20 protein-coding genes, 1 tRNA gene and 1 pseudogene are annotated in these 23,075 nt (G+C 68.4%); 4 read left to right on the plus strand and 18 right to left on the minus strand.

All coding sequences use genetic code 11. The features are described from left to right. Positions 1-285: 285 nt before the first annotated feature. On the plus strand, positions 286-1,116 hold the full coding sequence (locus ACM6LU_RS26410; protein ID WP_414940463.1) for a hypothetical protein: 831 nt from the start codon (positions 286-288) through the stop codon (positions 1,114-1,116). Positions 1,117-1,559: 443 nt separating this feature from the next. Here the strand turns inward: ACM6LU_RS26410 and ACM6LU_RS26415 are convergent, their stop codons facing one another. Both ACM6LU_RS26415 and ACM6LU_RS26420 read right to left on the minus strand, forming a co-directional pair. Then, positions 1,560-2,705: a hypothetical protein gene (locus tag ACM6LU_RS26415; protein WP_414940464.1), complete on the minus strand. Its 1,146-nt coding sequence runs from the start codon at positions 2,703-2,705 to the stop codon at positions 1,560-1,562. A 572-nt stretch (positions 2,706-3,277) separates the two neighbouring features. Further along, positions 3,278-3,350 (minus strand) — tRNA-Asn (locus ACM6LU_RS26420). Between the two features lie 164 nt (positions 3,351-3,514). On the opposite strand from ACM6LU_RS26420, the gene ACM6LU_RS26425 reads away from it, so the two are divergent. Beyond that, positions 3,515-3,694 carry a hypothetical protein gene (locus ACM6LU_RS26425; protein WP_414940465.1) on the plus strand — a complete coding sequence of 60 codons (180 nt, stop codon included), beginning with the start codon at positions 3,515-3,517 and terminating at the stop codon, positions 3,692-3,694. A 50-nt stretch (positions 3,695-3,744) separates the two neighbouring features. Here ACM6LU_RS26425 and ACM6LU_RS26430 read toward each other — a convergent pair whose 3' ends face one another. From ACM6LU_RS26430 to dnaG, 3 genes are read right to left on the minus strand one after another with little or no spacing between them, the layout of a single operon-like run. Then, positions 3,745-4,509, minus strand: a complete 765-nt coding sequence (locus ACM6LU_RS26430; RefSeq protein ID WP_414940466.1) for a trans-aconitate 2-methyltransferase — start codon at positions 4,507-4,509, stop codon at positions 3,745-3,747. Positions 4,510-4,542: 33 nt separating this feature from the next. Continuing rightward, positions 4,543-5,064, minus strand: a complete 522-nt coding sequence (locus ACM6LU_RS26435) for a hypothetical protein (RefSeq protein WP_414940467.1) — start codon at positions 5,062-5,064, stop codon at positions 4,543-4,545. Between the two features lie 2 nt (positions 5,065-5,066). After that, the gene (gene dnaG / locus ACM6LU_RS26440) at positions 5,067-6,968 is read right to left on the minus strand and encodes a DNA primase (RefSeq protein WP_414940468.1); all 1,902 of its coding nucleotides are present in this window, start codon (positions 6,966-6,968) and stop codon (positions 5,067-5,069) included. A 62-nt stretch (positions 6,969-7,030) separates the two neighbouring features. Here dnaG and ACM6LU_RS26445 point away from each other — a divergent pair, with 62 nt between their 5' ends. After that, positions 7,031-7,969, plus strand: coding sequence for a sigma-70 family RNA polymerase sigma factor (locus tag ACM6LU_RS26445; protein ID WP_414940469.1), 939 nt, complete (start codon positions 7,031-7,033; stop codon positions 7,967-7,969). A 75-nt stretch (positions 7,970-8,044) separates the two neighbouring features. Here ACM6LU_RS26445 and ACM6LU_RS26450 read toward each other — a convergent pair whose 3' ends face one another. Continuing rightward, positions 8,045-8,611 carry a carboxymuconolactone decarboxylase family protein gene (locus ACM6LU_RS26450; protein ID WP_414940470.1) on the minus strand — a complete coding sequence of 189 codons (567 nt, stop codon included), beginning with the start codon at positions 8,609-8,611 and terminating at the stop codon, positions 8,045-8,047. A gap of 259 nt (positions 8,612-8,870) precedes the next feature. Between ACM6LU_RS26450 and ACM6LU_RS26455 the strand changes: the two genes are divergently transcribed. Further along, positions 8,871-10,208: an aldehyde dehydrogenase family protein gene (locus ACM6LU_RS26455; protein WP_414940471.1), complete on the plus strand. Its 1,338-nt coding sequence runs from the start codon at positions 8,871-8,873 to the stop codon at positions 10,206-10,208. A 62-nt stretch (positions 10,209-10,270) separates the two neighbouring features. On the opposite strand, the gene ACM6LU_RS26460 is transcribed toward ACM6LU_RS26455, so the two are convergent. The 12 genes and pseudogenes from ACM6LU_RS26460 to ACM6LU_RS26515 form a co-directional block, all read right to left on the minus strand. Then, complete coding sequence (locus tag ACM6LU_RS26460; RefSeq protein WP_414940472.1) at positions 10,271-12,073, minus strand: glycosyl transferase; 1,803 nt, start codon at positions 12,071-12,073, stop codon at positions 10,271-10,273. 9 nt (positions 12,074-12,082) lie between these two features. Beyond that, positions 12,083-13,159, minus strand: a complete 1,077-nt coding sequence (locus tag ACM6LU_RS26465) for a serpin family protein (protein WP_414940473.1) — start codon at positions 13,157-13,159, stop codon at positions 12,083-12,085. Between the two features lie 217 nt (positions 13,160-13,376). After that, positions 13,377-14,648, minus strand: coding sequence for a deoxyguanosinetriphosphate triphosphohydrolase (locus ACM6LU_RS26470; RefSeq protein WP_414940474.1), 1,272 nt, complete (start codon positions 14,646-14,648; stop codon positions 13,377-13,379). 71 nt (positions 14,649-14,719) lie between these two features. Then, positions 14,720-15,355 carry a YdcF family protein gene (locus ACM6LU_RS26475; protein WP_414940475.1) on the minus strand — a complete coding sequence of 212 codons (636 nt, stop codon included), beginning with the start codon at positions 15,353-15,355 and terminating at the stop codon, positions 14,720-14,722. A 31-nt stretch (positions 15,356-15,386) separates the two neighbouring features. Then, positions 15,387-15,992, minus strand: coding sequence for a response regulator transcription factor (locus tag ACM6LU_RS26480; RefSeq protein WP_414940476.1), 606 nt, complete (start codon positions 15,990-15,992; stop codon positions 15,387-15,389). Next, entirely contained in the window at positions 15,989-17,173 is a 1,185-nt protein-coding gene (locus tag ACM6LU_RS26485; protein WP_414940477.1) for a sensor histidine kinase, read from the minus strand. The genes ACM6LU_RS26480 and ACM6LU_RS26485 overlap by 4 nt, the downstream gene beginning before the upstream one ends. 16 nt (positions 17,174-17,189) lie before the next feature. After that, positions 17,190-17,906 (minus strand): ABC transporter permease, encoded by a 717-nt coding sequence (locus ACM6LU_RS26490; RefSeq protein WP_414940478.1) that lies wholly within the window; start codon positions 17,904-17,906, stop codon positions 17,190-17,192. Continuing rightward, a pseudogene (locus ACM6LU_RS26495) lies at positions 17,903-18,802 on the minus strand (ABC transporter ATP-binding protein). The gene ACM6LU_RS26490 and the pseudogene ACM6LU_RS26495 overlap by 4 nt, the downstream one beginning before the upstream one ends. A 208-nt stretch (positions 18,803-19,010) precedes the next feature. Beyond that, complete coding sequence (locus ACM6LU_RS26500; protein WP_414940479.1) at positions 19,011-20,399, minus strand: glycine--tRNA ligase; 1,389 nt, start codon at positions 20,397-20,399, stop codon at positions 19,011-19,013. 93 nt (positions 20,400-20,492) lie between these two features. Further along, the gene (locus ACM6LU_RS26505; RefSeq protein WP_414940480.1) at positions 20,493-21,170 is read right to left on the minus strand and encodes a class F sortase; all 678 of its coding nucleotides are present in this window, start codon (positions 21,168-21,170) and stop codon (positions 20,493-20,495) included. 168 nt (positions 21,171-21,338) lie between these two features. Further along, complete coding sequence (locus ACM6LU_RS26510) at positions 21,339-21,968, minus strand: class F sortase (RefSeq protein WP_414940481.1); 630 nt, start codon at positions 21,966-21,968, stop codon at positions 21,339-21,341. 7 nt (positions 21,969-21,975) lie between these two features. Then, a complete protein-coding gene (locus ACM6LU_RS26515) occupies positions 21,976-23,046 on the minus strand; it encodes a hypothetical protein (protein ID WP_414940482.1) in 1,071 nt (356 codons plus the stop codon). Between the last annotated feature and the right edge of the window lie 29 nt (positions 23,047-23,075).

The raw sequence follows: 23,075 nt of genomic DNA on the forward strand, positions 1-23,075 counted from the left end.
GCCGCCGCGATGCCGCCTCATCACCCCGACGAGACGATATGTCCTGTGTCACTCAGTGTCCCTTCCGACCGCTAAACCAGCAAGTCGATCTTGGTACACCTCTGGCTTACACGGTTACCGTGACACGCCCGGTGCTTCGCGCTGATCGCCCGCCTGCTGGTCGCCACGCCCGCGCAGGCGGCGACATCCGTTACCTTCACCCCGCAAACGATCCTGGCGCCCGGGCTCCCACCGGGTGGCAGGGTCGATCAGAACGTCACTCCCGTTGGCACCATCTCGCTGAACATGACCGCCACGCAAACCGCGTACGTGGTCTCGAAGATGCGGGTCAACAACGCCACCATCCGCAGCCTCTTCGACAACGAAGTCGTCTGCCGGGGTCCGGGCGGCTGGAGCAAGAACATGGTGATCGGGCAGAACGTCTACGACAAGAACTCGGGCTCCCCCGCGCAGGACGTGACGCTCTACACCCGCTTCCTCGTCCACCCCGGCGTCGCCGGCACAGTCACCTGCACCGCGAACGTGCGAGGCAACTCGCTCAACGCCAACGACGCCACCTACCGCCTGGACAGCGGATACATCACCTTCGCCGACACCTCGGTCACCAACGCCACCGACGGGCAACCAGTGCAATCCAGCGTGGGGCCGGGGGTACACAGCCTCAACGCCGGTAGCCCGGTGGTGCGGCTACCCGCGCTCGACTACTTCACCCTCCCCACGACCGTGCAGGGCCTCAACGTCGTCGGCGATGTCGAGCTGATGATCTGCTGGCCCAACACGCCCTGCGACAAGTACAAGACAGCGCAGGTGAAGTTCACACTCTTCGTCAACCAATGGAAATCCGACGGCACCCTCTGCAAAACCGACAGCAGCATCCAGGCCACGCACGACGTGCCGTACTGGGTCCACCACAAATACGTCCCACTCAACAAAGCGGACTTCACCGTGAGCACAGCACCGGGCTGCATCCCCCGGTTCAACGCCTACGTCAAGGCCGAATGGCTGGGCGGTGAGACCGCCGGCATCCAGGGCACGGCCACCGGACTCCCCGACTCACGCGGCTCGACCACCACGCACGACTCCGACATGAGCCACGCGTACGTCCTCCCGTACTGAAGCCCTCTACCTGAGACCGCGTCTCACGTGACGAGTCGTTGAAGCAAGACAGCGCATTCCAACGATTCAGTGGTACCGACCGAACCTCGCCGACGAGTATCCGGGCACCACACGGCCCGCACGCTAGCCATCATGTCGTTTCCGGCGGAACATGTCATGTTCCGCCGGAAACGACAGGTGTGTGATTGTTCGATCAGCTGCCCTGGCAATTCCCGGCGCCTTCGTTGGGCCCGAGCCACTGGTCAACCATGACGGGTCACGAACTCGCTGACATACAAGGAAACCACGAGCACCACGGCGGCCGGTTCCTGTGCACCGGCGTGCAGGAACCGGCGAACGTAGCAGTACCGCGGATCGTCCGGAAGCCGTGCGGGTCGCACACGCATCTGGCTGCTGTCCCGTCGCACTGAACGTGACGGAGCCGCTCCGTGGCATGACGAGCGTCAGTGGCCGGTCTTCTCTTCCAGCATGCGGCGTCGAGTGGCGACCTCGTCGGGGTCGTCGCCGAGGACCAGCAGTTGCAAGGTGCTTCGCCTGATGGGGTTGTCCGTGTGGCCGGTGTCATGACCAGCCACGATGAGCAGGGCATCGGCGGCCAATGCCGGGCGTACCTCGGCGAGCAGGTCGGTGAGTGCGCCGTCGACGGTCAGCGTCACGGACTCGGCGGCGCGGTCAAGGGCGTCGGGGCGGACGGACTGCATCGCCAGCAACGGGATCGAGCCACTGGTGATCCGGAAGTTCAGGTCGAGCACGACCTGCTGGCCGTCCCGGGTTTGGGCGCAGTCAAGGCTGCACAGACCGCGGTAGCCGACATCGGCCGCGCGCTGGGTGATCGCCAGGCATTCGGCGAGCAGTTCGGCAGGAGGAGTGGTGACCGCACCGAATCTGCCGCCGGCATAGACCCCGATCGCGTCGACGCGCTGCTCGGTCACGGCCAGCAGGCGGGCCCGTGCGTCCGCTCCCACGTAGAACTGCAGGCCCCAGTTTCGCAGGATCTGCAGGTACTCCTCGACGACGAATTCGGTGAGCACATCGGTGAACGCCGGTAGCGTGATCCGCTCGTCGGCCCGGTGCAGATATACATCGAGGCTTCCGCCGTGCGCGTCGTTGGTCGCGGCCTTGAGCACCCACGACTTCTCCGCCGGCGCCGCCTCCGCGAGTTGCTCGCGAGTCACGACGCTGCGGTGCGCTTGAAAACGTGGATCGACCAACGTGGTAATGCTGGCTTTGTTGTTCAAATAGCCGACGAGTTGCGCGCTTTTGAGCGCGCGTTCGTCTGGGCACAGCGTGGTTGGCTGCGGGTACTCCATCGACATCAGCAGGCCGTCGGACATCGCTTCGGTCACCCGGGAGGCGAATTCCCTTTCGCTTCGGAACTCGCGCAGGTCTGTGCCGACCGGCAGGCCGCTGTCACGCAGGTGTGCCAGCAAATCCGGGTCCGTGCCACCGGCACTGCAGATCACCGGCGTGTCGGCGGCGACAGCGATCGGTCGCGCGGAAACTACGTCGCGGCTGCGGCGGTGTCTGTTCACTGGTTCCGCGGCGGTCAGTTCGGGCCGGGCGCAGACAGCGATGCCCGGACCGTACACATCGGTGAGAGAACGAGGAGCACAGGCGGCATGCGGCAGAACAACGGGAACACTGATGGAGGATCTCCTGTGGAGTGAGTCGGACCGGCCAGAACCGGCTGCGGCGTGCGGGTAGATACGGGGAGGACGACAAGGCGTTGGCCGATCGACGCCCGCGAGCACGGCAAAGAACGTCGCCATGAGCGCGCGCCGTCAGACCCTGTCAGGCGCGGTTCACCGACGTGGTGTCCTCACGTGATCCGAAGTCGGATCCTTGTGGCGAGTGAGAAGTCTCGGCGAAGCCAGGGCTGGTTGGCGTGAGTCAGGCGGCGGATTCTCTATAACGACAGGTCAGAGCGCTGCGGTCCGGCAAGTTTCCGACCAGCGGTGGATGCTGCCGCACCCACGATGAAGCCGGCATAGCGAATCGGCGCCGACCGCGGGAAGATCAAATCTGGGAACAAGTCGTCGTGACTATAGCGGATCACGCAAGCGGTGCGACGGCCGAACACTGGGCGAGCGTCGAAATCGACACTGAATCGCCCCTGGTGCCCAGACACGAAGAAGCCCAGGCCGCGTGGCCTGGGCTTGTGCTCCCCCGCTTGGACTCGAACCAAGAACCCTCCGGTTAACAGCCGAATGCTCTGCCAGTTGAGCTACAGGGGATTGTGCTCCGCACCGGCCGGCTCGCTCCGACCGATGAGAGAACTCTAGCCCACCACCTCCGGCAGCCGCTCACCCACCCCCCACTTTTGTCCGTCACCTCGTCAAGCTCGCGTTTTGAGGGACAATGACAGCCGGAGCAAGATCGAACGGAGGCGTGGACTCGGATGAAGATGTTCCTGCTTGGCGCGGCCGCGGGCTATGTGTTGGGCGCGAAGGCCGGCCGGGGACGGTACGAGCAGATCGTGCGGACCTACCGCAAGATCGCTGACCACCCCATGGTGCAGGGCGCCGCCGGGGTCGCTCGCGCCAAGGTCGGTGAGAGGTTCGGGCGGCCCCGGCGCTGACGATGCCCCAGACGAACCGAAGGGGCCCTTCGCCTGCGGCGGAGGGCCCCTCACGGCACCACGGCGACCACGAAGACGCGCCGGAACTCGAACCACGTACTCCCATCGGAGCGCGGCGGGTAGGCCTCGTCCAGCTTTCGGGCGATCTGGGCCCGGAAGTGGTCCCAATCGGCGCCCGGCAGCGCCTCTTTGACCGGTCGCAACGAGGTACCGGTGATCCATTCGAGCACGGCGTCCTCCCCGGTCAGCCGCTGCAGATACGTCGTCTCCCAGGCGTCGACGGCGCATCCCGCGTCGGCGAGCAGGTTTCCGTAGCCGAGTGGGCCGTCGACGGCCTCGCTCTCCCGCAGGACGACGTCGGCGAGGCGCGGGGCCCACTCCTCGGTGCGCGCGAGGGCGCGGACCAGGGCGTGCGACGGGGCGTCGAAGTTGCCGGGGACCTGGAACGCGAGCGTCGCCCCGGACGGCAGGTGGTCCACCCAGCGACGGAGCAGGACTCGATGCTCGGGGACCCACTGGAGCACGGCGTTGGAGATGACCACGTCGGTGTCCGGCTCAGGCGTCCAGTCGTTGACGTCCAAGACCCGCGCGTCGACGCCTCGTGAGCGAGCGGCCTCGACCATCTCCGGGGAGCTGTCACTCGCCTCGATGACCGCGTCCGGCCAGCGTTCCGCCAGGACGGCGGTCAGGTTCCCTGGCCCGCAGCCGAGGTCGGCGACCCGGCGGGGCTTCACGACCGGTATCCGCCCGATGAGGTCGTGGAACGGCCGGGCCCGCAGGCCGGCGTAGTCGAGGTACTTGACCGGATCCCACATGGCGCCTCCCAGCGATACAGTACGAGCGTACTGCTAGCCGCGGGGCTTGGCGAGTTTCTCCGCCGCTTCCTCGGCGATGGCCTTGATCACGTCGACGTCGGTGCCCGGATCGGCCCGCACCTGCAGCACCGTGCCGTCCCGGCCGGGGACCTTGCGCTCGACGAACCACGCTCCCCCGGTCCCGAGGTCCTTGCGGTGCCGCTCCCGGACCGAACCGTCGACACGCTGCCGCAGCAGGAACGGGACCTTGCCCGGCCGCGCGAGCCGGAACCGGACCGGGGCCTTGTCGGCCAGCAGCACGGCCTTCCCCGCGGACCCGGTCTCCTCGGACTCGGTCAGGGTGAGCACCCCTTCGGACCACGCGGCCTTGCCGATCAGATGCCAGCCGACCCGGCGCGGCCCTTCTCCGCCGGGGATCCACAGGCCGAGCTGCGTGACGAGCAGATACCCGCCGCTCTCGACCGGAGCGCTCCCGACGACGTGCTCGCCGTCGTCCAGAGTGCCTGCGAAATCCGCCGGGACACGGTCACCCAGCAGGTGACGCAGCCAGCCCATGCTCAGTCCAATCCGCCGATGGCCTGTTCCTTCAGCGCCTTCCGGTACTGCTCGAGCGCGACCAGGTCGCCGAACAGCGCGCGGTAGTCGTCCGGCGCCTCGACCGGGGAAAGCCGCTGGAGCTTCGACTTGATCTCGTTGATCTGGCGGCCGACCAGGCTCTCCTGTACCGCCGCGAGCTGCGCCGAGATGTAGCGCGAGTCGACCTCGCCCTTGGCCCGTAACTGTTCCACCGAAAGTTCGCTGAGCACTCGCCGTACCGTCCCTTGTGGACAGTGCGGGGCGGCGGCGTCGAGCAGGGCGGGCCCGGTCAGGCCGGAACCCGCTCCCCCGGCGGACAGCAACGCCTTGTGAATGGCGACGTAAACCGGGTGGGTGAACGCGTCCTCGGGGAGCGCGTCGTACTCCGCCCCGGCGAGCATCGGCTGCTGCAGCGCCGCCTTGAGCGCTTCCCGCTGCGCGATGAACCGCGGATCGCCGGGCGCGGGCCTCGGCAGGTCGTCCTCCGCGGTGGTGGTGGTGGCCGCCGCGGCGGGCCGCCGGGCCTCGACGGTGGAGGAGCGTTTCGCCGACGCGCCCGCGCTGCCGCGGACCCGGTTCACCACCTGCGCCGCGTCCTGCCAGCCGACCCACCAGGCGAGTTTCGACGCGTAGCCGTCGCGGCTGGCGCGGTCCTTGATGCCCGCGACCATCGGGACGGTCTTCTGCAGCGCCGCGACCTGGCCGTCGACGGAGTCGAGGTCGAAGGATTTGAGCATGCTCTTGATCGCGAACTCGAACAGCGGGATCCGCCGCGCGACCAGATCACGCACCGCGGTATCACCCTTGGCGAGCCTCAGTTCGCAGGGGTCCATGCCGTCGGGGGCGACCGCGATGTAGGTCTGCCCGGCGAAGGTCTGGTCACCCTCGAAGGCCTTCAGTGCCGCCTTCTGACCGGCTTCGTCACCGTCGAAGGTGAAGATCACTTCGCCGCGGAAGGCGTCGTCGTCCATCATCAGCCGCCGAAGGACCTTCATATGGTCCTCCCCGAACGCCGTCCCCGACGACGCGACGGCCGTCGGCACCCCGGCGGCGTGCATCGCCATCACGTCGGTGTAGCCCTCGACCACGACGACCTGGTGCCGCTTCGCGATCTCGCGTTTGGCCAGATCGAGGCCGAACATCACCTGAGACTTCTTGTAGATCGGCGATTCCGCGGTGTTCAGGTACTTCGCCGAGACGCGGTCGTCGTCGTACAGGCGCCGCGCGCCGAACCCGACCACCTCGTTTCCGACGTCGCGGATGGGCCAGAGCAACCGCCGGTTGAACCGGTCCATCGGCCCGCGCTGCCCTTCCTTGGCCAGACCGGCCGTGAGCAGTTCCTTGACCTCGAACCCGTGGGTGAGCAGGTGCTTGGTGAGCTTGTCCCAGCCCGCCGGCGCGTACCCGCAGCCGAACGTCTGCGCGGCGGCGGAGTCGAAGCCCCGCTCGGACAGGAAGTCCCGCGCCGCGCGCGCGTCCGGGGTGAGCAGCTGCTCGGCGTAGAAATCCTGAGCCGCGCGGTGCGCTTCGATCAGCCGGGCGCGAGTGCCGCGATCACGCTGGACGCTCCCGCCGCCGCCTTCGTAGGTCAGCCGGAACCCCGCGCGATCCGCGAGCCGCTCGACGGCTTCCACGAAGGAGATCAGGTCCATCTTCTGGATGAACTTGATCACGTCGCCGCCCTCACCACAGCCGAAACAGTGGAAGGTGCCGTGGCTGGGGCGCACGTTGAACGACGGGGTCTTCTCGTTGTGGAACGGGCAAAGCCCTTTCAAACTGCCGCCGCCGGCGTTGCGGAGCGCCAGGTAATCGCCGATGACCTCGTCGATTCGGTTGCGGTCGCGCACCTCCGCGATGTCGCTGTCCCGAATCCGTCCTGCCACGCCCCCACTCTAGGCCGTGTCCTGGTTCTTCGTGCTGGAGGCCCGTGCGGCACACTCGGAGAATGAGCACCGCCCTGGATGAACTCGCCGGGAAGTTCGCCACACTGCGCCCCCATCTGGTGTCGGTGGCCTACCGGCTCACCGGCGCGCTGACCGACGCCGAAGACGCGGTCCAGGAGTCCTGGCTGCGGCTGAGCGGCCTGGACGAGGGCCGCCGCTCGGCCATCGAGGACCACAAGGGCTGGCTGACCACCGTCGTCAGCCGGATCTGTCTCGACCGGCTGCGGTCGGCGGTGGTGCGCCGCGAGCGGTACGTCGGCGAGTGGCTGCCCGAGCCGGTCCTCGGCCCGCTGGGCACACCCGCTTCGGAGGACCCGCTGACCATCGCCGTCCGCGACGACGGGATGCGGATGGCGGCCATGGTGGTCCTCGACCGGCTGACGCCCGAGCAACGTGTCGCGTTCGTTCTGCACGACGCGTTTTCGGTGCCGTTCGGCGAGATCGCCGAAATCCTGGGCTGTACCACGGAGGCCGCGCGCCAGCACGGTTCCCGTGGGCGCCGCGCGCTCGCCGACGCCGATCCGCCGCCAAGGACGGCGCTCGCCGAGCAGCAGCAGATCATCGAGAAGTTCATGACCGCGATGCTCACCGGCGACATCAAGGCGGTGGCCGAGGTCCTGCACCCGGACGTCGTCCTCGTCGGCGACGGCGGTGGCAAGGCGCGCACGGCGGTGCACACGGTCAGCGGGCTCGACAAGGTCACCCGGCTGTTCCAGGGCCTCATGCGGATGTACGACCCGGCCGGGATCGAGAAGGCCAGGATGGCGCTGGTCAACGGCGACCTCGGGTTCTACATCCCGCCGCAGGCCGCCTCGGAAGGGTACCGGGCGCTCGACGAACACGTCGACGCGTTCGTCATCCGCGACGGGAAGATCGTCGCGATCTACGACATGGCGAACCCGGACAAGCTCGCCACCGCGCGCTCCCGCGTCGGCTCCTGACGCAATTCGTCCTCTAGTTGCGGTAGTTGGTAGCGCGAACTACCGCAACTAGAGGACGAAACGCGTGAGGTCGGGTCAGGGGAGCGGGATCCGGCACGCGTCGCCCGAGGTGAAGCCCTGCGCGGTGATGTCGAGCGCGCTGTTCATCCTGGCGCGCAAGTTCTCGAGCGCGATCTGGTAGGTCAGTTCGATGACACCCTTACGGCCGAACTCGCGTTCCAGTTCGGCGACCTGCTCGTCGGTGACGGTCACCGGGCTCGCGGTCATCGCGTCGGCGTACGCGAGCGCGAGCCGTTCCTGGCCGGTGAAGGCGGGCGACATCGCGTAGTCGTCGATGTTCTTCAGCCGTTCGATGTCGAGACCCTCGTGCACCTGCAGCATGGTCCCGAAGTCGATGCACCACGCGCAGCCGAGCTGCGTCGCGACCCGGTACACGGCCAGCTCGCGCACGTTCGGCGGCAGTGCCTTGCTGGCTTTCTCGACCAGCACTTCGTGCAGTCCGCTCGCGCGGAACAGCGCGGGGTGGTGCGCGGCGACCGCCATCGGCTCGGGCACCGCGCCGAAGCGCCTTCCGGCGAACTTGTAGGACAGCTTCAGCAAGAGGCCGGCTTCGGCGGTCTTGACGGCGGGAATGCGCGGCATGATGTCCTCCTCGTGCGGTTGCGATCAGAAGGTGGACGAGGCGGCCCGCGCGGACGTGACAGCCGTTTCGGTGAGGCGAGCCACACGACAGGAAGCGATTAGCCTTTTCGCCGGAACCCCGATTCGATCATCGAGGGTAAACTGGCTCTCCGTAATTGCTTCCGTACCAACCGATGCCGACCCGTCGGTCTCTTCGGCGATCCCTCCGCACTCCCCCATCGGAGGAACACATGGACCACCTCGTCATCGGCGCCGACTGATGCTCGCCGTCGAAGATCCCGCGACCGGGCAACGGATCACGAGCGTCCCGAACGCCGGGCGCGCCGATGTCGACGAAGCGGTGCGCGCCGCCGTCGGCGCCTGGCCCGCCTGGCGCGCCACGGACCGGCACACGGCGCTGATGTCGTGCGCGGTCGTCGTCGAAGAGGCCGCGGCGGTGCTGGCCCCTGTGCTGACCGAGGAGCAGGGGAAACCGCTTCGGGAAGCCGAAGCCGAATTCGCCAAGGCCGCGGCGCGGTTCCGGTACTTCGCCCGGTTGAGACTCGAACCGCAGGTCGTCGGCGATGGCCGGATCGAGGTGCACCATCGCCCATTGGGTCCGGTCGCCGCGATCACGCCGTGGGATCTCCCGGTCCAGCTGGCCGTCGCGAAACTCGCGCCCGCCTTCGCCGCGGGGAACACGGTGGTGCTCAAGCCGTCGCCGCATACCCCGCTCACCACCCTGCACCTGGGCCGGATGCTGGCGGAGGTGCTGCCACCGGGCGTGCTGACCGTGCTCACCGGACAAGACCCTCTCGGCGAGTATCTGGTCTCGCACCCTGGGATACGGAAGATCGACTTCACCGGCTCCGTCCCCACCGGGAAACGGGTGGCCACCGCGGCCGCGGCCGCGTTGAAACGGCTGACCCTGGAACTGGGTGGCAACGGTCCCGCGATCGTCCTTCCCGGCACCGATCCCGCGCTTATCGCGAAAAGCCTGTTCTGGAGCGCGTTCGCCAACTGCGGGCAGATCGGCATAGCGGTCAAACGCGTCTACGCCATCGGGCCGGCGTATGACGGCATCGTCGAGGCACTGGCGGCCTTGGCGGAGAAGGTCGTGGTGGGCGACGGACGGACACCCGGAACGCAGATGGGCCCGGTGAACAACCGGCCGCGATACGACCGCGTCACCGATTTTACCGAGGAAGCGCGGGCGCGCGGCGCGCGGGTCGTCACCGGCGGACGGCTCGACGGGCCCGGCTACTTCTTCGCCCCGGCGATCCTCGCCGAGGCGCATGACGGGATGCGTGTGGTGCGCGAGGAGCAATTCGGCCCGGTGCTGCCGATCGTCCGATGCTCCACAGTGGACGAAGCCGTCGGACTGGCGAACGACTCGTCGCCGGGCTCGTGCGGGTCGGTGTGGAGCACCGACGAGCAGCGCGGCGCCGAAGTCGCTCGGCGGCTCGAATGCGGGACGGTGTGGGTCAACGAGCATTTGGCTCTGCCCCTCGACGAACCCTTCCCGGGCTCGAAGCAGAGCGAACTGGGCGGCTCTGGCGACATCGCGGGCAACACGGAACCGTTCGTCGTGCACCGCCACCCACCAGCCCGCAATTAGTCCTCTAGTTGCGGTAGTTGCACGTGCAAGGACCGCAACTAGAGGACTACTTGCGAAGGGGGTCAGGGGGTGATGGTCCGCACGTCCCAGATCCAGACACCGTCGACGAACTCGGCGGGCTTCCGCAGCAGCAGGTCCACCGTGGCCCGGAACGCGTCCTGGTGTTCGCGCGGGATCAGCACGAGCACGTCGGCGTTCCAGTACCGCAGATCCTCCAGCGCCTGCACCCGCTGCGACTCCGTGATCGTCGCCGGCACCCCGGTCTGCTTGATCTGGTCGAAGATGATCGACGTCGGCCGCTGGATGGCGCCGTAGCGACCGCGTTTGTCGTCCGGCCCGCTCGGGCCGACGAAGTAGCCCTCCGGCATCGAGTAGCCGAGTCCCGCGTCGATCTGCCAGTGCAGCGGCTCGGATTCGCCGGAACTCGGCAACGGCACGGGCACCACGGTGCCGCCGGGCGCGACGTAGGTCCGCCAAGTGCCGTCGGCGAGGAACCTCGGTGTCGGCGGCCGGTCCTTCACGACCAGTTGCGTCGGCGCGACCGGCAGCAGTACCGCGATCACGACGCCGATCCAGACCAGCCGCAACGGGAATCGCCGCTCCCCCGGCACTTCGGGCAGTTTCGACGCGACCGTGTGGACGCGCTCGGTCGCCAGCGCCAGCAGGGCGCCGATGAGCGGGATGCAGCCCATCGCGAGCCGCGATTCCAGCAGCGATTCGAACAGCGGCAGTTCGGAGAAGAGTTTCCACGGCCCCGGGATCCCGGTCTCCTCGTGCACCACGATCAGTTGCACACCGAGGGAAAGCCAGGCCATCACGAACATCGAGATCGCCAGCGCCCGCGCGAACACCTCGCGCCACAGCCAGACGGTGATGACCACCATCAGCACGATCAGCGGCCAGCCGAAGAAGGCGTTCTCCTCGGTGCGGTTCATCGACACGTCCGCCGCGGCCTGTGGCTGCCCGGCGACCGACTGCGTCGCGAACCGCGTGAACGCGGCGGTGTCGTTGCCGACGGGGCCGTGCTCGATCGCCTGATAGCTCTGCGGGCCGAAGAACTGCCACCACAAGGGGAAAGCGCACAGGATCAGCGCCACGAGGACGCCGATGCCGACCCCGATCCCCAGCGGTTCGGCCATCGGCGGGAACTCGCGGTAGTTCGTCGCGAAGTAGGCGATGGCGAAGATCGCGAACGCCATCGCGAAGATCAGCAGCGGCTCTTCACCGAGGAAGACCTGGTACGCCGCGAGCAGGCCGAGGAAGATCCCGTTGCGGACCGGCCGCTCGCCGCGCGCGATCTTGAAGACCAGCAGCGCGATGAACGGCAGGACGAACCACGCGACGAAGTTCGGGTGCGCGTTGCCGTGCGAGATCATCGGCGGGGCGAACCCGACGAAGGCGCCGCCGATGGCCGCGCCCACCCGATGGGTGACCAGATGCCGCGAGAAGACCCAGTACCAGGCCGCCGCCGTGCCGGCGAGGCCGCCGGTGAGCGCGATGGCCCAGGTGACCGTCGGGCCGAAGATGAGCGTGACCGGCGTCAGCGGGATGCCGATGCCGAGCATGGCCGTGTTGGCCATCAGGTTCACACCGAGCGGGTGGTTCTGGAAGTGCGAGGTGAGCGGGTTGTTCAGGTGCTGCACGTTGTCCGCGGTGACGGAGAAGAACCACTCCCACAGGTTCTGGTCCGACGCGCTGTTCCAGAGGTAGCCCTCTTTCAGGTCGAGCCAAAGCCCGTTGTAGAGCAGGAAAGCGAACAGCAGGAAGCCGCCCATGATGGCGGCGTCGGCGGCGGCGAATCGGCGGGGTCTCGGGGGAGTCTCCACGGCCTCAACGGCCGCCGCCTCAGCCTGGAAAAGGCTCACTGACCATCCTCACGGCTCGACAACGCGGGCGAGAAAGTAGATCACACCCGTCGAGGCATGCCTCACGAGCAGAAGGAACGGGCGATCGACGGCGACCTCGAGAGGTTCGTCGACCATGATCGACGTCAGCCGCATCAGCACCGCCGTCGCGGCGGCGCCTTCGAGGCCCTGTTCGTCGATGCGGAGCACGGACTGGTGGACGACTTCCGACACTTCGAGCCGGTCGTCGTCGGCGAGCCCGGTGAGATCGGCGCGGGCGGTGAACATCGTCCGCACGCCGAGTTCCTGGAGCTTCTCCGTCAGCGGGCTGGCGACGTCCAGCTTCAGCTTGGGCAGCGACAGGCTGAGTGTCTTCGAGCGGGTGTTCTCCAGCAGGCGTGCCAGCTTGGCGGGGTCGAGTTCGGCGTCGTCGAGGTCGCCGTCCGGCAGCAGGACGATCGCCTCCACCCCGCCCTCGGCGCCGAGCCGGACGACCTGCCAGCCGTCCTCGTGGGTGTGGTCGAGCTGTTTTTCGAGCCACATCGTCGGCACCGTACGGGTACCGGACGCCGCGTGGAAGTCCGCGGGCGCGGTGTTGTCACGCGAGAACGGGTTGGTCCACGCGGTTTTGAGATACAGCGCGTTGACGATCGCGGCGACGGTGTCCGCCGCGACGGTCCCTGGCCGCAGAAGTTCGGGGATCAGGTCGCGGGTGGCCTCGGCGACGTCGGCGTTGATCAGCCGCCGCGCGGCCTCCGGATCGTCGCCGAACGGAGCGCTCGCGACCTTGCCGCCCGGCCACGTCGCCAGTTCGTCACGGAAGGAGTCCTCGAGCGGGAGCCCGTCCCAGGCCCAGAGCGTGTTCGCGACCGCGAGTTCGGGGCCGTCGTCGAGCAGCGACGAAGCCTTGCCCAGCAGGTCGGCGAGCTCGTCCGGGTCACCGAGCAGCGCGATCAGTTCTTCTCTGGTCTTCCCCTTGGCGGCCTGCGTCACCAGGCCGAGCGCGCTCGCGATCGAGTACGGCGAGAAGCACGCGTTCTCCGCGCGGCTCGCCAGCACTCGGTAGAGGTCCAGACCAAACCGGAGGTGGCTTTCGACAGCGCCCATGCCGCAGACCGTACCGTGGACGGGCCCGTCCGTCTCCTGTCCGAAAGTTCCGCCTTGTTCACGAGGTGAGACAAGGCTGGCGTGTCGCGAAAGCCACTTTCGCGACCTCTGATGTCCCGAAAGTGGCTTTCGCGACACCGATCGGGGCGGGTGAGCGGCCGGCCCCGGCGGTCGTACGTGTTCGGGTCGTCAGAACGACCAAAACTCACGACTCCACTCAGCCGTGGCGGCCCGTGTGCCAGGCATGCCACGCGTAGGCCTGCGCGTCCGTGAGCGACGCCACCTGGTCGACGACCACGCGCAAGCGGGCCGCGTCGTCCGCGGCGGCCTCCCACGCGGGCAGGAACAGCCCGTCCAGCGCGTCCGGCGCGCGGCGGCACAGCGCCCCGGCCAGTTCGGCGAGTGTCTGGCGCTGGCCGTCCTGCATCGCGAGGCGCCGCCTGTCGCTCATCACGTACCGCAGCGCGAGCGCCTTGAACAACGCGACCTCGGCCGCGACCTGCTCCGGGATGACCAGTTCCGCGGCGTAGCGGCTCAGCGGGCCCTCGCCGTGGACCGCCCGCGTCGCGCCGACGACCGCCGTCGCGAACCGGCCGACCAGTTCGCTCGTCAGCCGCTTCAGCGCGACCTGCGCCTTGAGCGATCCGTCGAGTCGCTGTCCGGTGAGTTCCGCGACCACGGGCAGGTCGAGCAGTTCCTTCGCCGCACCCTCCAAAGTGGACTGTGACTGGTCCGAGAACCGCCGTGCCACCTCGGCCACCGCCGCGCGTTCCTCGGCGTCGGCCAGTACCCGCAAGGAGATCCGGCCCGCCAGGACCCCGTCTTCGACGTCGTGCACGGAGTACGCGACGTCGTCGGACCAGTCCATGATCTGCGCTTCCAGGCAGGTGCGACGGTCCGGCGCGCCCGCGCGGACCCACGCGAACACCTCCGCGTCGTCGGCGTAGACGCCGTACTTCGGATTGCCCTCTTCACGCTGCCACGGGTACTTCGTCGAGGCGTCGAGACAGGCGCGGGTGAGGTTCAGCCCGCCGACGGACCCGTCTTCGAGCAGGACCTTGGGCTCCAGCCTGGTCAGGATCCGCAACGTCTGCGCGTTGCCCTCGAAGCCACCGCACGGCTGCGAGACCTCGTTCAACGCGCGCTCACCGTTGTGCCCGAACGGGGGATGCCCGATGTCGTGCGCGAGCCCGGCGGTGTCCACCAGATCCGGATCCGCGCCCAGTTCGTCCGCGATCCCCCTGCCGATCTGCGCGACCTCCAGCGAATGCGTCAGCCGGGTACGCGGCACGCCGCTGACCTCGGCACCTTCACCAGGGCCGACCACCTGGGTCTTGCCTGCCAGCCGCCGCAGGGCCGCCGAGTGCAGCACCCGCGCGCGATCACGGGCGAAGGCGTTCCGCCCGTCCTCGGCGCCTCCCAGCGCCGCGCCCTTGGGCCGCTCGGGCAGCAAACGCGCCGTGTCGGCCTTGGTGTAGGTGTCGCTCACCGGCCCAGCTTAAGCGCGAGCACCGACAACTACAGGGCGTCGACGGGGACTTGGTGAGACGGTAGTGCCACTTACAAAGCATCGACCGGAGACTTCGTAAGACGGTAATACAGCAGCGCGCCGGTCTCGCGGACGATGTAGCGCGCCTGCGTCTCGCGGGTCTGCACGACCGGGCCGTGGTGGGTGGGCGAGGTCCAGGACTCCAGGCCGAGGTCGTCGGCCATGGCCCGGGCGCGGAACGAGTGCCACGGGTCGCTGACCAGCACCGCCGTCTTCCAGCCCCGCTTCTGCACCTGCTCGGCGACCGCGCGCAGGCTGCGCAGGGTATCGCTGCCCTCCCCGACCGGCAGCGTCGCCGACGCGGGCACGCCTCGCTTGCGTAACCACTGCGCGCCGGCCTGTGCTTCGGTGTAGTTGTCGTCCGCTTTCTTGCCGCCGGCGGTGACGATCGTCTTGGCGACGCCCTGGTCGTAGAGCGTCTTCGCCTTGGCCAGCCGGGCCTGGAAGATCTCCGACGGCCTGCCGTTGTACTGCGCCGCGCCGAGCACCACGATGACGTCGGCCTGATCGCGCACGTCTTCCCTGGCGACCTGCCAGACCCGGAACGCCGTCCCGCCGATCACCGCGACGACGATCAGCAGCGCTCCCGCCACGATCCGGCGCACCCGGTTCGCGCGAGTGGGTTTGGTCCGTTCGGCGGTACTCACGGGGTGATTCTCGCAGAGCGGCGAGGTGCTCTCAGAGCCAGCCGCGTTCTTCCGCGAGCCGCACCGCTTCGGCCCGCGTCCTCGCGCCAATCTTGCCCATCGCGGCCGAAAGATGGTTGCGGACGGTGCCTTCGGAAAGGTGCAGCGCACGGGCGATGCCGGCCACCGTGCTGCCGTCCTCGGCCGCTTTGAGGACGTCGTGCTCGCGTGCGGTGAGCGGGCTCGCGCCGGTGGCGAGCGATTCGGCGGCGAGCGCGGGATCGACCACCCTGAGTCCACTGTGGACTCGGCGGACGGCGTCGACGAGTTGCTCCGGTGGGGCGTCCTTGACCACGAATCCCGCGGCGCCCGCCGCCATCGCCCGCGCGAGGTAGCCGGGTCTGCCGAAGGTGGTGCAGATGATGATCCGGCACGACGGCAGCGCGCCGTGCAGTTCGGCGGCGGCCTCGAGACCGTCCTTGCCCGGCATCTGGACGTCGAGCAGCGCGACGTCCGGGGCGGTTTCCTTCGCCCGTGGAAGCACTTCGTCACCCGAGCCGACCTGGGCGACCACCTCGATGTCGGTTTCGAGGCCGAGCAAGGTGGCCAACGCCCCACGCACCATGGCCTGGTCGTCGGCGAGCAGGATCCGGATCACGCGCGACCTCCAGCGGGTTCGGTGAGCGGCGCACGCACGGCGGACTCCGGTACCTCCGCGCGGACGAGCCATCCTCCCGCAGACGGCGCGGTGGTCGTCAAGGTCCCGCCGACAGCGGCCAGCCGTTCGGTGAGCCCGCGCAGGCCGTTCCCCGCCGCCGCCTCGCCGCCTTCGCCGTCGTCCTCGACTTCGAGCCAGGTCTTGCCGAAGCGGACTTTGACCCGCTTCGCCTCGGAATGGCGGAGAACGTTGGTGACCGCTTCCCGCAGCACGTAACCGAAGGTCCGCTGCAGACTGGGATCGACGTTGTCCACCGCGTGCGGCAGCTCAGCGTCGATCTCCGCCGCCCGCAGCGCCGCCCGTGCCCCGGCGACCTCCACCGAGAGCGACACCTCGCGATACTCGGAAACCGTGGCGCGGATGTCCGAGAGCGCGCTGCGGGTCAGGCTCTCGACCTCGCTGATCTCCCGCAGCGCACGGCTGTCGTCCGTGCCGCTCTCCAGGATCCGGCGGGCGAGGCCGGACTTGATCGTGATGGTGGTGAGGCTGTGACCGAGGATGTCGTGCAGATCGCGCGCCAGCCGTTCGCGTTCGCCCGCCACCGCGAGTGTCGCGATCTCCTGGTTCGCCGCTTCCAGCTTCCGCACCGCGCGGACCAGGTTCGCCATGAAGAACATCGCCGCCGTGATCGAGGTGACCGCGATGAGGTCACCGAAGTCGTCCCTCCCGAGGATCAGGTGGACGAGCAGCACCAGCAGCAGGGCCCCGCCGTCCAGGATCAGCGCCCAGGCGGGCGGCAGGGTGAACGCCAGCACCGCCGTCGCGTAGATCAGGACGTACGGGTTGTTGTCGTGCAGGAACACCAGGACGAGACCGATGAGGAGCATGAGCACCGAGAAGACGTAGGTCGCCTTCCGCCGGGAAGGCCGCAGGCTGAGCGGGAACAGCACGTAACAGACGCCGTAGACGATCAGGAAAGCGGCGGTCACGAGCTCTTTCCCGGTCGCCCCGTCGGTCAGCAGGTCCACCGCCTCGGGGACGAGGCTGGGCAGGATGAAGGCGAGGCCGAGTACGGCCCACCGCCCCGGCCGGGGTCTCCGGCCGGTCCGCGGTGGCATGTCCGCCCACCAGTTCTCCCGGCTGGTCAAGCCCGTCTTCACCCTGCCCGGGTAGTCGTTCACCGGTTCACCTTTTTTCTCAGACCCGCGCACTGTCTTTACGGTAACGCCTGATCACCAGCACCCCGAGAACCGCGGTCCACGCCGCCAGCACACCGAACGCGCCGGGGAGGCTCACCGTGAGATGGTCGGTGACGACCGGGCGGACCAGCTGGATCAGCCAGTACGTCGGCGTCACCTTGGCGAGGTCGGCCATCCACGACGGCGTCCCGTCGATCGGGATCCACAAGCCGCCCAGGAAGCCCATGCCCATCATGACGATCATGTTCATCGGCTGCATCGACTCCGGCGTCCCGAACTGGCCGAGCAGCACCAGCGGGACCGCGCCGAGCCAGCTGCCGAGCACCAGCCGCAGCCAGCCGGCGGCGTCGAGGTCGACGCCCTGGAACAGGACGCCGACCAGCGGGACGAGGAGCAGCGGCGGAAGCGCGACGAGCATCGCCGAGAGCGCCTTGCCGCCGAGGTAACCGGCGCCGGTCAGCGGGGTCAGCCGCAGCTGGCGCTGCCAGCCCGCGGACCGCTCGATCGCCAGTTTCGCGCCGCTCGTCATCGCGGCGGAGAAAGTGCCGAAGGCCGTCATGTTGACCATGATCACGCCGGAGATGTTCACGTCGGCCGAACCGAAAACGTTGACCTGCAACAGGAACATCAGCACCGGAAAGGCGACGGCGAAGAGCACGAACCGCGTCGAACGGAAGGTGCGGACGATCTCGGTCTTGAGAAAGGCCGGGTTCATCGGACAGCTTCCTCGGTGTCTTCGGTGCTGTCGGTGGTCAAGAAAAGGAAGGCGCCTTCGAGGCCGATGGCGCTGATCTCGATGTCGTGCGCTTCGGGCACGTGGGCCAGCAGTGCCCGCAACGTGGTGTCGGAATCGGAACTGGAGATGACGACGCGGCCGCCGCGGAGTTCGAAACCGGTGACCGCGGGCACCACCGCGCGGACCGTGCGTCCCCCTGCCAGCGCACGGACCTGCGCGACCGAACCGTCCGCGACGATCCGCCCCGACCGCATCAGCACGACACGGTCGGCGAACTCTTCGGCCTCTTCGAGATAATGGGTCGCGAACTCCGACCGTGCGGCCGGAGTTCGTGAACTCGTACATGGACTTCCAGAACTCGCGGCGCGTGCCGACGTCCATCGCGGCGGTCGGCTCGTCGAGGATCAGCAGGTCGGGGTCGCTCACCAACGCGACGCGAACCGCACGCGCTGCTTCTGGCCGCCGGAAAGCTTGGTGGAACGCCGATTCGCGATGTCCTCGACCCCGGCACGGCGCAACGCCTCACGCACGGGCATCGGCTTGCGGTGCAACGCGGCGACCATACCGACGGTCTCGGCGACCGTGAGATCCTCGACGAGCGCGCCGCCCTGCAGCATCGCGCCGATCATCCCGTCGCCGACCGCGTCACCCGGCTCGCGCCCGAAGACGGTCACGGTGCCGCTGTCGGGCACGGTGAGGCCCAGGGTCATGTCGACCGTGGTGGACTTGCCCGCGCCGTTGGGGCCGAGAAGCGCGACCACCTCACCCGGCGCGATCGTGAGGTCGAGGCCGTCGACGGCGTGGACGTCGCCGTAATGCTTACGCAGGCCGGAAAGTCGTACCGCCGCCCCCGCGGTGATGCCTTGTTCTCGCAGGCCTGGAGCTTGTCGCGCGGGGGCGCTCCGGACGTGGGCCGCGCGTCACGAACTGGGGGTGACAGTTGTCAGGGTAGGCCGCGGGTGAGAGCGTTCCCGGCGAGATCCCCGCCCACCGCTCACAACAACCCCGCCCCCGAGGTGATGAACGGTCCGTTCAGCACAGAATTTGTGCTGAACGGACCGTTCATAACATCCGCGAGCGGGGTCAGCAGCCGATCAGGCGCCCCGCCAGGTAAGCCTCGAGCTTGTCGATCGCGACCCGCTCCTGCGCCATGGTGTCGCGCTCCCGCACGGTCACCGCGAGGTCGTCGAGTGTGTCGAAGTCGACGGTGACGCAGAACGGCGTCCCGATCTCTTCCTGGCGCCGGTAGCGCTTGCCGATCGAGCCGGCGTCGTCGAAGTCGACGTTCCAGTGCTTCCGCAGCGTCGCCGCGACGTCGCGCGCCTTCGGCGTGAGGTCGGCGTTGCGGGACAACGGAAGCACGGCGACCTTGTACGGCGCGAGGCGGTAGTCCAGCTTCAGCACGGCGCGCTTGTCGACGCCGCCCTTGGCGTTGGGGACCTCGTCCTCGTGGTACGCGTCGACCAGGAACGCCATCATCGAGCGGCCGACACCGGCCGCGGGTTCGATGACGAACGGGCGGAACCGCTGCTTCGAAGCCTGGTCGAAGAACGACAGGTCGACACCGGAGTGGTTCGAGTGCGTCGTCAGGTCGTAGTCGGTGCGGTTCGCGATGCCCTCGAGCTCGCCCCACTCCTGGCCCGCGTTGAACGCGAACCGGTACTCGATGTCGACGGTGCGCTTCGAGTAGTGGGAGAGCTTTTCCTTCGGGTGCTCGTAAAGCCGCAGGTTCTCCGGCTTGATGCCGAGATCCTTGTACCAGTCGGTGCGCGCGTCGATCCAGTACTGGTGCCAGGTCTCGTCCTCGCCCGGCTCGACGAAGAACTCCATCTCCATCTGCTCGAACTCACGCGTGCGGAAGATGAAGTTGCCCGGCGTGATCTCATTACGGAACGACTTGCCGATCTGGCCGATGCCGAACGGCGGCTTCTTCCGCGCGGTGGTCTGCACGTTGAGGAAGTTGATGAAGATGCCCTGCGCGGTCTCCGGACGGAGGTAGTGCACGCCCTCCTCGGACTCGACCGGGCCGAGGTAGGTCTTCAGCATCATGTTGAAGTCACGCGGCGCGGTGTACTCGCCCCGGGTGCCGCAGTTCGGGCACGGGACCTCGGACAGGTCGTCCTCGGTCACCTCCTTGCCCGTTCGCGCGGAGAAGTCCTCGGCGAGCTGGTCGGCACGGAAACGTTTGTGGCAGGAGAGACATTCGATCAGCGGGTCGGTGAAGACGTCGAGGTGACCCGACGCGCTCCAGACCTGGCGCGGCAGGATCACCGAGGAGTCGAGGCCGACGACGTCGTCCCGGCTCTGCACGACGTTCTTCCACCACTGGCGCTTGATGTTGTCCTTGAGTTCGACACCGAGGGGCCCGTAGTCCCACGCCGACTTGGTACCGCCGTAGATCTCTCCACACGGGAAAACGAAGCCTCGACGCTTACACAGGCTGACGACGGTCTCAATGGTGTTGGCGGGCACTCCACGCTCCGAAGCATGCGGGGACGGGTATCGGACTAGAACGACAAGACTAACCGCCCGTCCCCGCACGACCTCCGGCGAGGTTGGAACGGGTCAGGGGCGGCTGACCAAGGACGCGGTGACGATGCGGTTGTCCTCGTAGCCGTCGGTCCCGCCGACGTACTCGCCACCACAGGTGACCAGCACCAGCCGGTGCGGACCGTCCGGTCCGAACAGCTTCTCCGCCTGCTCGGCGAGCTTCGTCTTGTGCACGGTGACGATCTCGCCGATCTTGTAGACCCACTTGCCGCCGTCGGTGTCGACGACGTTGACCTCCTGACCGGTCTTGAGTCGCCACAGTTCGTCGAACGGGCCCTTCTCGCCCTTCCAGTTCACGTGCCCGGAAAGCAGAGACGCGCCCTGGTCGGCGCCCAGTTTCGAGCCCCACCAGGTGGCTTCGTCGAGACCCTCGGGGATGGGGAGGGTCCCATCGGCGGTCAGTTCCTTGCGGATCAGTTTCGCCGTGCCGCCACCGGGCAGTTTGACCGTTCCGGGCGCCTGGCCCGTATCCGCCGCGACCTCGGACTGCTGCACCGCCGACGCGTTCGCCTGGTCCTGTGCTGCCGCGACGACCGGGTCACTCTTCTCAGTGACCCCAAGCCCGGTGAAGACGAACACCGCGACCACGGCCGCCACCACGAAGATCCCGGCACAGGCGAGGACCCAGCCCAGCTTTGACCGCTTCTTCGGGTGCTCCTCGCCCGCCGCGCCGTCGTCGAACTGTCCCACCATCGGGTATTTCTCCTTGCTCGCTTCAAGCCGCCGAAACGGCCGGTGTCGCTAGACACGCGATGTGAGCTGACGGGGGTTGCATCGACTTCCCCGCAATTAGTCCTCTAGTTGCGGTCCTTGCGTGTGCAACTACCGCAACTAGAGGACTAATTGCGGGGCGGGCAGGGGTCAGGCGGGCGGGCCGGAGACGGGGGTCGCGACGATGACCCGGTTGTCCCGGTAGCCGTCCGTCCCGCCGAGGTAATCGCCACCGCAGGTGACCAGCACCAGCCGGTGCGGCCCGCGCTGCGCGAACAGCTTCGCCGCCTGCGCGGGCAGGTCGTTCTTGTGCACGGTGACGACCTCACGCACGCGATAGACCCAGATCCCGCCCGCCGCGTCGCTGACGGCCACCTCCTGGCCGTCCCGCATCCGCCACAGTTCGTCGAACGGTCCCTTGGCACCGTCCCAGTTGACGTGCCCGGAGATCAGCGCCGTGCCGGCTTCGGCGCCGAGCCGCGCGCCCCACCACGCCGCGTCGCCGAGACCACGCGGGATCGGGAGGACGCCGTCGGAGTTGACCTCGGACCGGACGAGCTTCGCCGATCCGCCCTCGGGCAGGCGGATGGTGCCGGGCCGTTGCCCGCGCTTCGCGTTGTCCGCGGGCAGCACCAAGGGCGCGCCTTCTTCGCCAGGCATGACCGCGGGTTCCGCGAACGAGGCCGCGGGTTCCGGCGGGATCCAGGTCAGCACGATCACGCCCGCTGAGATGGCGAGCGCGGAGACGACGGCGGAGAGTCCCGCGACCCAGGTCCGCACGGGACCGCTACTTCTCCCGCGCCGGCACGGGCTCGCGACGACGGTAGAGCAGCAGGGCCGCGGCGCCGATCACGATGCCGCCGCCCAGCAGTCCGAGCCCGACCACGGTCCGCGTCGATTCCGCGACCTGCGGCGGAATACCGCCCGCGGGCACCGTCCCCGGCACCGACGGCTGCTCGGGCGCGGCGCCCGGCCCGGTGCCGCCGGCGGGCTTCGCCACGAAGTTCTTCGGGATCGCGCAGCTCACGCCGCCGAGCACGATCGTCGTGCGGGCCTCGCGCAGGTCCCTGCCCGCCGCGTCACGCACGTGCGTGACGATGTCCAGCTTCCAGCCCGCCGCCGCGGTCACGTCACCGTCGCGCCAGCCGCTCTGCCGGATGAGCTGGTCGAAGGCGGTCACCCGCGACACGGTCAGGTCGGAGGTGGTCTTGTCGTTGCTGATGTTCTCGTTCTTGACGATCGACGGCGGACCGAGCTTGAGTCCCTTGACCTCGACGCCCGAGGCGCCGGACTGCTTCAGCGCGCCGGTTTCGTTCCGCACCCAGATCTTGCCCACGCTCGTCGACGACGTCGTTTTGCCCGGCGAGACGCAGTCGACCGCGCTCTTCGCGCCTTCGAGCACCAGCACCGTGTTCTCGGCGAGCGTCGCACCGCCGTGCCCGTTGTCGATCAGGGCGTAGTTGCTCTCCGCGATCGCTGTCGGGACCGTGGTCTGCCGCAGCGCGGCGAGCACGTTGTGGTCGCGGCTGGCGATGCCGGCCGGGTACGGGCTCTGCGCCCCGTAGCGGCCGAGGTTGATGGCCCATTTGTCGCCGAAGGTGTTCCGCTCGCCGTCGTCGCGGGGGACGACGGTGCGGTCCGGGGAGAGTTTCGACTGGCCGGGCGTCAACGGCGAACGCTGGGTCTCGGTGATCAGCGATCCCGGGTTCCCGATGCGTACCGATGCCACGTTCGCGAACGACACGGGGCCGGTCTTCTCATCGACGGCCCGCGCCGTCTGCGCCGAGGCGAGCCCCGGAACCGACGCCAAAGCGAAGGCCGCCGTCGCGACGGCCAGCTTCGTCACGAAACGAGTCATGTCTCCCCACTGCCTCTCCGTGCCCTCCG

The organism is Amycolatopsis sp. cmx-11-51 (assembly GCF_047608665.1).
Lineage (GTDB): Bacteria > Actinomycetota > Actinomycetes > Mycobacteriales > Pseudonocardiaceae > Amycolatopsis.